The sequence below is a fragment of the Shewanella sp. A22 genome (assembly GCF_053850585.1).
Genome location: NZ_JBSQBN010000040.1, coordinates 23,381 through 34,143, shown reverse-complemented (window position 1 = coordinate 34,143; position 10,763 = coordinate 23,381). Strand labels below are relative to the sequence as shown.

Annotated in this window: 7 protein-coding genes and 3 tRNA genes; 9 read left to right on the top strand and 1 reads right to left on the bottom strand. The window is 41.8% G+C overall.

Annotated features, from left to right (window positions below):
• Positions 1-316 precede the first annotated feature (316 nt).
• Positions 317-1,171, bottom strand: coding sequence for a bifunctional methylenetetrahydrofolate dehydrogenase/methenyltetrahydrofolate cyclohydrolase FolD (gene folD / locus ACWXWT_RS09530; RefSeq protein ID WP_456041348.1), 855 nt, complete (start codon positions 1,169-1,171; stop codon positions 317-319).
• Between the two features lie 287 nt (positions 1,172-1,458).
• On the opposite strand from folD, the gene ACWXWT_RS09525 reads away from it, so the two are divergent.
• The 9 genes from ACWXWT_RS09525 to ACWXWT_RS09485 all read left to right on the top strand — a co-directional run bounded on the left by ACWXWT_RS09525 (position 1,459) and on the right by ACWXWT_RS09485 (position 10,708).
• Positions 1,459-1,535, top strand: a tRNA-Pro gene (locus ACWXWT_RS09525).
• Between the two features lie 85 nt (positions 1,536-1,620).
• Positions 1,621-1,697 (top strand) — tRNA-Arg (locus ACWXWT_RS09520).
• Between the two features lie 8 nt (positions 1,698-1,705).
• A tRNA-His gene (locus tag ACWXWT_RS09515) sits at positions 1,706-1,781 on the top strand.
• A 393-nt stretch (positions 1,782-2,174) separates the two neighbouring features.
• A complete protein-coding gene (tig, locus tag ACWXWT_RS09510; protein ID WP_456041347.1) occupies positions 2,175-3,479 on the top strand; it encodes a trigger factor in 1,305 nt (434 codons plus the stop codon).
• A 90-nt stretch (positions 3,480-3,569) separates the two neighbouring features.
• Positions 3,570-4,181: an ATP-dependent Clp endopeptidase proteolytic subunit ClpP gene (gene clpP / locus ACWXWT_RS09505; RefSeq protein ID WP_456041346.1), complete on the top strand. Its 612-nt coding sequence runs from the start codon at positions 3,570-3,572 to the stop codon at positions 4,179-4,181.
• 130 nt (positions 4,182-4,311) lie between these two features.
• The gene (gene clpX / locus ACWXWT_RS09500; RefSeq protein ID WP_456041345.1) at positions 4,312-5,592 is read left to right on the top strand and encodes an ATP-dependent protease ATP-binding subunit ClpX; all 1,281 of its coding nucleotides are present in this window, start codon (positions 4,312-4,314) and stop codon (positions 5,590-5,592) included.
• Between the two features lie 131 nt (positions 5,593-5,723).
• Positions 5,724-8,075 carry an endopeptidase La gene (lon, locus tag ACWXWT_RS09495; RefSeq protein WP_456041344.1) on the top strand — a complete coding sequence of 784 codons (2,352 nt, stop codon included), beginning with the start codon at positions 5,724-5,726 and terminating at the stop codon, positions 8,073-8,075.
• Between the two features lie 263 nt (positions 8,076-8,338).
• The gene (hupB, locus tag ACWXWT_RS09490; protein ID WP_456041343.1) at positions 8,339-8,611 is read left to right on the top strand and encodes a nucleoid-associated protein HU-beta; all 273 of its coding nucleotides are present in this window, start codon (positions 8,339-8,341) and stop codon (positions 8,609-8,611) included.
• 219 nt (positions 8,612-8,830) lie between these two features.
• Entirely contained in the window at positions 8,831-10,708 is a 1,878-nt protein-coding gene (locus ACWXWT_RS09485) for a SurA N-terminal domain-containing protein (protein WP_456041342.1), read from the top strand.
• Positions 10,709-10,763 lie beyond the last annotated feature (55 nt).

The window sequence follows — 10,763 nt, the reverse complement described above, 5'->3', positions numbered from 1 at the left end:
AGCATAAAGGACTTTGAAACCCGCCAGAATGGAGTCTCTCAGGTATTCCACTTCTGTGTTACATCGATTTAAAAGGGAACAACCATTTCTACATCAATGTGCCTTGAATTGAAAAACCTGAGAGACTATGAACTGACCTGATATTTAATGAGTTTGGTATAATAGAGGGGGACACCGCCCCGAAGGGCGAATTTATCAGCGTGGTCCTCTTTGTTAGCTTTTCTTAACGTACGACTATGTCTTCAAAAGGCTGTCTCGAATACCTCACTGATAATTTTCGCTATAAAGAGCAAATTCTAATGCGGATTGGCATTAGTTAACTATGATACTGCTCGCAAGCGTATAGGGTGTTTTCTAATAAGCTTGCAATCGTCATTGGGCCAACGCCTCCTGGAACTGGTGTTATAAAGGCCGCTTTTTCGGCGGCAACGTTAAATTCAACATCACCGACTAAACTGCCGTTATCTAAGCGGTTGATACCAACATCAATCACAATCGCGCCAGGCTTAATCCAATCGCCAGGAATAAACCCTGGTTTTCCTACTGCGACAATTAACAAATCGGCTTGACGGACTTTTTGTTCTAAGTTTTTGGTAAAACGATGACAAGTTGTTGTTGTACAACCTGCTAACAACAACTCTAATGTCATAGGCCGGCCAACAATGTTTGATGCACCCACTACGGTAGCATCTAAGCCATAAGTATCTATTCCAGTCGATTTGATTAACGTCATAATGCCCTTAGGCGTACAAGAGCGTAGCACCGGGATACGTTGAGCTAAGCGGCCAACATTATAAGGATGAAAGCCATCAACATCTTTATCTGGGCGTATACGCTCAATCACTTTTGAATCGTCAATATGCACAGGCAGTGGTAATTGGACTAAAATGCCATCAATGTCTTTATCATCATTACATTTATCTATTAATGCGAGTAATTCAGCTTCGGTTGTCGTTGTGTCAAGGTCAAAAGATTGAGACTCAAAACCGACTTCTTCGCAAGCCCTACGCTTACTGCCGACATAAACTTGAGATGCGGCATCGCTGCCCACTAAAATAACGGCAAGTCCTGGTGCACGAAATCCTGCTTGTTTACGTTGTGCTACTTTTTGTTTTAGTGTGGTACGAATTGATTGTGCAATGGCTTTACCGTCAATAAGTTGAGCAGTCATGGCTGATGAGTTTCCTTTGAGTGACGCGGGTATTGGTGTCTATTGTCGATCGGCGCTTATTCTAGCAGGCGTATTGAACAGTGTCATTTGCTAGACGAGGAAAATACAATGAATAAACTATTCTCGCTATGACACTAATCATGGTTTTTGCTGCTAAATTCGACATATAGCATTTTAGGACCAAAAAATCGTTGACGATAGCAAGGTGACTCGTTAATATGCGCTCCGTTCTTGAGACAAGGTCATTATTTAAAAATGATGATTTAATCAAACAAGAAGTGAGGTTTCGGTGATTAGCGCAGCCCGGTAGCGCATCTCGTTTGGGACGAGAGGGTCAGAGGTTCGAATCCTCTATCACCGACCAAATTCAATATTATTTGCTATGATGTGAGTAATAGAGCAAGTTTAACTTGTTCAACCAGACAGGATGCAGCTTCAGCTGTGACCATGCGCCCGTAGCTCAGTTGGATAGAGCACCCGCCTTCTAAGCGGGTGGTCGCAGGTTCGAATCCTGCCGGGCGTACCATTTCAGTGGTGATTGTAGCTCAGTTGGTAGAGTCCCGGATTGTGATTCCGGTTGTCGTGGGTTCGAGCCCCATCAGTCACCCCATTTTTTCGTACAAATCAAATCGTAAATATCGTGCTACTAAAAGCAGTAATAAATATGTTTTGGCCACGATAATGATTTATGCCCGTAAACATAACGAGCTTAAGTCAAAACGCATTTAGCGCATTAAACGCGCAAACACATCAAAATTGCTTACAAGTCGCCGTTTTTATCACGTAAATCGACCTTTTCAGGCTCGACTCTGTTAAAAACGGTAGCTATAATGTCGCGTCTTGATAACTATCAAAAATAAGCTATCAGTGCCAACAGCGTTTTCAGCATCATTATTATCGCTGTGCTGGGTGCCAGAGCTATACACACGGTCAAGAAACGAATATCTAATGGTTGAGTTGTCGACTATTACAAAGAACGTTAGACATATTTCGAGGTAAAACAATGCAAGTTTCTGTTGAAACAACTCAAGGCCTAGAGCGTCGCCTAACTATTTCTGTACCTGCTGAGCAAATCGAGAAATTGGTTAAAGACAATGTATTACGCGAAGCCAAGCGTGCTCGTCTTCCTGGTTTCCGTCCTGGTAAAGTACCTATCACTGAAATCAACAAACGTTATGGCAAAGCCATTCGTCAAGATATCACTGGTGAAGTGATGCAACGTAACTTTATTGAAGCGATTGTTGCTGAAAAATTAAACCCAGCGGGTGCGCCAGTATTTACTCCTGGTAATACTGAAGGCGACAATTTTGAATTTGTTGCGACCTTTGAGGTTTATCCTGAAGTAGTATTAACTGGTTTAGACACTATTGCTGTTGAACAACCAAAAGCTGATGTCAATGATGCTGATGTTGATACCATGATTGAAACATTACGTAAACAACATGCTACATTTGCTGTTGTTGAGCGTGAAGCTGCTGAAGGCGATAAAGTGAAAATGAACTTTGTTGGCTCTGTTGACGGCGAAGAATTTGAAGGCGGAAAAGCTGACGATTTCGAACTGCAACTTGGTAGCAACCGTATGATCCCTGGTTTTGAAACCGGTATCGTAGGACACAAAACAGGTGACGAATTCGAAATCGAAGTGTCTTTCCCTGAAGATTACCATGCTGAAAACTTAAAAGGTAAAGCGGCTAAGTTCGTTATTACATTGACTGAAGTTCAAGCGGCTAACCTACCAGAAGTGAATGACGAGTTTGCTTCTTTGTTTGGTATCGCTGAAGGCGGCTTAGATGCACTCAAAGCTGAAATCCGTAAAAACATGACTCGTGAACTAGAGCAAGCGCTAAAAGCGAATGTGAAAGAACAAGTTATCACGGGTTTATTAGCGGCTAACGAAATTGCTATCCCTTCTGCACTTATTGATGGTGAAGTTAACGTACTTCGTCAACAAGCTATGCAGCGATTTGGCGGCCAAACAGAAAATATGCCAGAGCTTCCTGCGGAGCTTTTCACTGAACAAGCTGAGCGTCGTGTTAAAATCGGTTTGCTATTAGGTGAAGTGATCAAAACTAACGAGCTAAAAGCTGAAGATGATCGTGTAAATGCACTGATCGAATCTATGGCTTCAGCGTATGAAGATCCATCTGAAGTTGTTTCATACTACAACTCAAATAAAGAACTCATGCAAAACATGCGCAATGTAGCGCTTGAAGAGCAAGCTGTTGAAGCATTGTTAAAATCAGCAAAAGTCACCGTTAAAGACGTCGCTTTTGAAGAATTTATGAACAAGGCTACCGGACAAGCGTAAGCTAAGCTTGACTTAACAAGGCGTTCGCCATTTATAATGGCTCGTATGAGGTTCCTCATGCGGGCCATTTTTATTTTAGGGAAATGAATAATGCATAAAGCACCAGAATCAGTACTCAATGCGCTTGTACCTATGGTTGTTGAACAAACAGCGAAAGGTGAACGCTCTTATGATATATACTCTCGTCTATTGAAAGAGCGAGTCATCTTTTTAGTTGGTCAAGTAGAAGAACACATGGCTAACCTTATTGTTGCTCAATTATTATTCCTTGAGTCAGAAAGCCCAGATAAAGATATTTATTTATATATTAACTCTCCTGGCGGTTCTGTCACAGCAGGTATGGCTATTTATGACACTATGCAGTTCATTAAGCCAAATGTAAGCACTGTGTGCATGGGTCAAGCGGCAAGTATGGGCGCATTTTTACTCGCTGGTGGCGCTAAGGGTAAACGTCATTGCTTACCTAACTCTCGCGTGATGATCCATCAGCCACTAGGTGGCTTCCAAGGCCAAGCATCAGATATTGCTATTCATGCACAAGAAATTCTGGGTATTAAAAATAAATTGAACCAGATGTTAGCGGAGCATACTGGCCAGCCGTTAGACATTATTGAGCGCGATACCGACCGTGACAACTTCATGAGTGCCACTCAGGCGGTTGAATATGGTATTGTCGATTCATTATTAACGAGTCGCGGCTAAAACCGTTAGCTGATTTTCTAGATACTTTCAGGTATTCTGTATTGAAAGACATTCAGTCATCAATGTGGTTATGATAAGTATCTACAAGCAGAGCTTAGGTTCACCCTAAGTTGTAAACAGAGGTAGGATAATGGGCGATAACAAAAATAACGGTGACAGCGGCAAATTGCTGTACTGCTCTTTTTGCGGAAAAAGTCAGCATGAAGTCAGAAAGCTCATCGCTGGTCCATCAGTTTATGTATGTGATGAATGTGTTGATTTATGTAATGACATCATCCGTGAAGAGATCAAAGAGATTTCGCCTAAACGTGATGAAGACAAGTTGCCAACACCACATGAGTTGCGCAATCATCTTGATGACTACGTAATCGGTCAAAATCAGGCTAAAAAAGTGTTATCTGTAGCGGTATACAATCATTATAAGCGTTTACGTAATGGCGCAATTAAAGATGGTGTAGAGTTAGGTAAAAGTAATATTTTGCTTTTAGGCCCAACCGGTAGTGGTAAAACATTACTGGCTGAAACACTCGCTCGTTCACTTAATGTTCCTTTTGCTATGGCAGATGCAACGACATTAACTGAGGCTGGTTATGTGGGTGAAGATGTTGAAAACATCATTCAGAAACTACTGCAAAAATGTGATTACGACGTTGAAAAAGCCGAACGTGGTATTGTCTACATTGATGAAATTGACAAAATTAGCCGCAAATCTGACAATCCTTCAATTACTCGAGATGTTTCGGGTGAAGGTGTTCAGCAAGCGTTACTTAAGTTGATTGAAGGTACTGTTGCTTCAGTGCCTCCACAAGGCGGACGTAAGCATCCACAACAAGAATTCTTGCAAGTGGATACGTCTAAAATTCTGTTTATCTGTGGTGGTGCGTTCGCTGGACTTGAGAAGGTTATTGAGCAACGAGCACACACCGGAACCGGAATTGGCTTTGGTGCAGAAGTAAAAGGCGAAGCGGATAAAGCGACAATTTCACAAATATTAAGTCAAGTAGAGCCTGGTGATTTAGTGAAATTTGGTTTAATCCCTGAGTTTATTGGCCGTTTACCTGTTGTCGCTACACTAACTGAGTTAGATGAAGCGGCATTAGTACAGATTCTATCAGAGCCCAAAAATGCATTAACTAAGCAATATAGTGCATTATTTGAGATGGAAAATGTCGAACTTGAGTTTCGCGAAGATGCTTTACAAGCCATAGCTCAAAAAGCAATGTCACGTAAAACGGGTGCCCGTGGGTTACGATCTATTGTAGAAAGCATCTTGCTTGATACCATGTACGATATTCCATCGACTGAAGGCGTAATTAAAGCTGTTGTCGATGAATCAGTTGTGAAAGGTGAATCAGCCCCTATTCTGATTTACGAAAACACAGAGACACAGGCTGCCTCAGGCGAGCAATAATTGCACTGTTAGTCAGTAAGTTGAAAAATAAGGAGTCCATTGGACTCCTTTTTTCGTATTAGCCATTGAAACTGATAACATCACCCCAATATACTCAGTATTAAGTCTATTTCATTAAACGGAATCGAGCCATGACTAAAGAGCGTGAAGCGCATATCGAACTCCCCGTATTGCCACTGCGAGATGTGGTGGTTTACCCGCACATGGTAATTCCGCTATTCGTAGGACGGGAAAAATCCATTCGTTGCCTAGAATCGGCAATGGAACAAGACAAACAAATTTTACTCGTAGCTCAGCGTGACGCTGATCTTGACGAACCGACCAAAGACGACATTTTTGATATCGGTACCGTAGCCTCTATTTTACAATTGCTAAAATTACCTGATGGTACGGTTAAAGTATTAGTTGAAGGTGGTCAACGAGCCAAAATTAAACAATACACTCAAGAAGAAGAGTTCTTTGCCGCCACGGCTGAATACCTTGAGTCACAAGAATTAAGCGACAAGGAAGAAGAAGTCCTAGTTCGCAGCGCAATTGGTCAATTTGAAGGTTACGTCAAATTGAACAAAAAAATTCCGCCAGAAGTACTTACGTCATTATCAGGTATTGACGAAGCTGCACGCTTAGCCGATACCATGGCGGCGCATATGCCGTTAAAGCTTGAAGATAAGCAATCGGTATTGGAAATGATCAATGTTGGCGAGCGTCTTGAATATCTGATGGCCATGATGGAATCGGAGATTGACTTATTACAAGTTGAAAAACGTATTCGTACTCGTGTTAAAAAGCAGATGGAAAAAAGTCAGCGCGAGTACTATTTGAATGAGCAAATGAAAGCCATTCAAAAAGAATTAGGCGACATTGACGAAAGCCATGACGAATTTGAAGTGCTGGCTCGTAAGATTGAAGAAGCTGGCATGCCAAGTGACGCAAAAGAAAAAGCCAGTGCTGAGTTGAATAAACTTAAAATGATGTCGCCAATGTCTGCTGAAGCGACGGTTGTTCGTAGCTATGTTGATTGGATGACATCAGTACCTTGGAAGCAACGCTCTAAAATTAAGCGTGATTTAGCCAAAGCACAAGAAGTTCTCGACACCGACCATCACGGTTTAGAAAAGGTTAAAGAACGTATTCTTGAGTATTTAGCCGTTCAAAGTCGAGTTAAACAACTTAAAGGGCCTATCTTGTGCTTAGTTGGGCCTCCAGGTGTGGGTAAAACGTCATTAGGGCAGTCGATTGCCAAAGCAACAGGACGCAAATATGTGCGTGTTGCATTGGGCGGCGTACGTGATGAAGCGGAAATTCGTGGACATCGCCGAACTTATATTGGTTCTATGCCAGGCAAAGTGATTCAAAAAATGGCTAAAGTGGGTGTTAAAAACCCATTGTTCTTGCTCGATGAAATCGACAAAATGAGCTCAGATATGCGCGGTGATCCATCGTCGGCCTTATTAGAGGTACTCGATCCTGAACAGAACGCAACGTTTAATGATCATTATCTCGAAGTTGATTACGATTTATCCGATGTCATGTTCGTTGCAACATCAAATTCAATGGATATTCCAGGCCCATTACTGGACCGTATGGAAGTGATTCGTTTGTCGGGTTATACCGAAGACGAAAAGTTAAATATTGCGAAGAAGCATTTACTGACTAAACAAATTGAACGTAACGGCCTAAAACCGAAAGAAATTAACGTCGATGACAGTGCCATATTAGGGATTATTCGTTATTACACTCGCGAAGCTGGCGTGCGTTCATTAGAACGTGAGTTATCTAAGATTTGTCGTAAGGTAGTTAAGCATATCTTGCTAGATAAAACAGCTAAAGTGGTTGAAGTTAACCAAGAAAACCTTAAGTCATTCCTCGGAGTGCAGCGTTTTGATTTTGGTAAAGCAGAATCGAACAACCAAATCGGCCAAGTAACAGGCTTAGCATGGACACAAGTCGGTGGCGATTTATTAACAATTGAGGCCACATCAGTAGCTGGTAAAGGTAAATTAACTTATACCGGTTCACTGGGCGATGTAATGAAAGAGTCGATTCAAGCCGCAATGACCGTAGTACGTGCTCGTGCTGAAAATCTTGGTATTAACAATGATTTTTATGAGAAACGAGATATCCATGTCCATGTGCCAGAAGGTGCGACACCCAAAGACGGTCCTTCAGCTGGTGCGGCAATGTGTACCGCTTTAGTGTCTAGCTTAACCGGTAACCCAGTGCGAAGTGATGTTGCTATGACGGGTGAAATTACCTTGCGCGGTGAAGTCTTGCCGATTGGTGGTTTAAAAGAAAAGCTATTAGCGGCGCATCGCGGTGGGATTAAACATGTGTTAATTCCTCAAGAAAATGAACGTGATTTGGAAGAAATTCCTGCAAATGTGATTGCCGACTTAATCATTCATCCAGTTCGTTGGGTAGATGAAGTACTTAAACTGGCGCTTGAAAGACCCGTTGAAGGCTTTGAAGTGGTTAAAAAATAGCTTGTTAGTTGAAAAATTGCTATAGAGCTTAAAAAAAGTGAAAAAAGGGGCTTAACAAAACGCTGACCTGTGGTAGCCTAGGTCAGTGGAGAGTCAGACGCACCAAGCCCTTGGGGCCTCTGACATAGAGCTGTATCCAATTTCATTTTTTTGGTTTTCATACTAAGTTTGGTGTGTTATCAGACTTATTAAAATAAAGCCTCCGCAGACCGCTCTAAACATAGATTTGGTTGCGGCGCGACAATAACATTCAAGGGGATGACATGAACAAATCTGAACTAATCGAGAAAATCGCATCTGGTGCTGATATTTCTAAAGCGGCTGCTGGCCGCGCACTAGATTCTTTTATCGGTGCAGTTACCGAAGGTCTTAAAGAAGGCGATAAAATTTCTCTAGTTGGTTTTGGTACATTTGAAGTGCGTCAGCGTGCTGAACGTACTGGCCGTAACCCACAAACGGGTAAAGAAATTAAAATTGCTGCTGCGAACATTCCTGCGTTCAAAGCTGGCAAAGCGCTAAAAGACGCTGTTAATTAATAATTAATAACGTTGCCTTTGTAAGGCATTCGTAAAGTAAGCACTGCTTAGGCGGTGCTTTTTACGAAAAGCAATATTGCTGTGTACTGCATGGCACATATTGGGAGTATTGGGTCATACCCGTGGTAGCGTCTGATAACTCCATATAATTTACAATAAGGCGCATCCACAAGGTGATGCGCCTTTTTATTTTATTAATCGCAACAAGCGAGAATTCAGATGTTAGAAAAAATTCGTGAAGGATCACAGGGGATTGTTGCAAAAACAATTCTAGTACTTGTGATACTTTCTTTTGCTTTTGCCGGTGTGAGTAGCTATTTAGGCTCAAACACGGGTGTTCCTGCTGCCATTGTTAATGGTGATGAAATTAGTGCCAACGACCTAGAAAATGCGTTTCAAAATGAGCGTTCACGTATTGAGCAGCAGTTAGGTGAAATGTTTACCGCATTAGCCGCTGACGAGAACTACATGAATGGCATTAAACAAGGCGTATTGGACCGTTTAATTGCCGATAGACTCATTGATCAAGCCGCTAATAAATTGGGTTTGCGAGTATCGGATGAACAAATTAAAAAAGCCATTATCCAAGAACCAGCATTTCAAACTGATGGAAAATTTGATAATGAGCGCTACTTAGCTGTATTGCGTCAGTTAGGCTACCAAACAACTAGCTTTAGAAACATGATGCGCGTTGATATGACTCGTCGTCAGTTACTTAATGCACTTGTTGGTAGTGAGTTTGTTTTAGATGGTGAAGCGAAACAGCTTGCACAAGTTCAAGGCCAAACCCGTGATATTCGTTACTTGGTTGTTGACTCTGCGCCGTTTCTATCAAGTGTTTCAGTCTCTGATGAAGAAGCAAAAAGTTATTACGATGCAAACTTATCGCAGTATATGAGCCCTGAAAAAGTCAGCCTTGAGTATGTTGAACTCAATGTTGCTGACATGGCGAAAAATAGCGACGCTTCAGATGAAGAAGTAAAAGCGTATTACGACGAGAATAAAACTCAATATCAAACTGCTGAAAAACGTCTTGCTGCACATATTTTTGTTGCCGCAACCGATGACGATAGTGCTGATAAGGCCAAAATTGATGCCATTGAAGCTAAGCTAACTGCGGGTGAAGACTTTGCAGAAGTGGCAAAAACTGATTCTGACGATACATTGAGTGCTCAACAAGGTGGTAAGTTAGATTGGTTTGAACAGGGGGTGATGGATCCTGCATTTGATGAGGCGCTTTTTGGATTGCAAAAAGGTCAAATCTCACCAATAGTAAAAAGCGAATTTGGCTACCACATTATTAAGCTACTTGATTTACAAGCAAGTCAAGCCACTGCTTTTGAAAATGTGAAAGCGAAAATTGTTGCTCAATTGCAAGAAAATAAAGCCCTTGATGTGTTTTATAGCTTGCAAACTAAATTAGCCGATACCAGTTACGAAGTTCCAGATACTTTGACCGAAACGGCACAAGCTGTGAACGCAAAAGTACAAACAACTCGGTTGTTCTCTCGTGATGATGTTCCCGCTAAGTTTAATCATCCTGAGTTGATTAAGGCTGCGTTTTCTGACCAAGTGCTAGCGAGTGGCATGAACAGTGATGTAATCGAATTAGCGCCTAATCATGTTGTTGTTGTTCGTATGAAGCAACATACCATGGCGGGTACTTTGCCTTTCGCCGATGTTAAATCGGGTATTATTGAACGCTTAAAGCAAGATAAAGCGAATGATGGTGCACGAGATAAAGCTGCAGAGTACATGGCGCAGCTAAAAGCGGGTAATAACACGCTTACAGGGGCTTCACTAACCACGTTAGCTAAATTAGGTCGCTTTAATCAGGATATTGATCAAGCTATCACCAATAAAGCCTTTAAGATTGCTGCGCCAGCTGAAAACGGTGTGACGATTGATACAGCAGCATTAGCCACAGGTTATGCGGTCATTGTGGTGGATAAAGTGAACAAAGCAGAAGGCATTGATGACAATTTGATTAATACACTTAAACAGCGTATAGCACCTCAATACAGCGAAGCTGATTATCGTGCGGTGATTGCCTCTCTTAAAGCCGATGCCGAAATCGAGTATCCAGTTGCAGACTAGTTAAGTGATGCAATGAGTAAAATAATAAAGACCTAGGCTCACGTCTAGGTCTTTT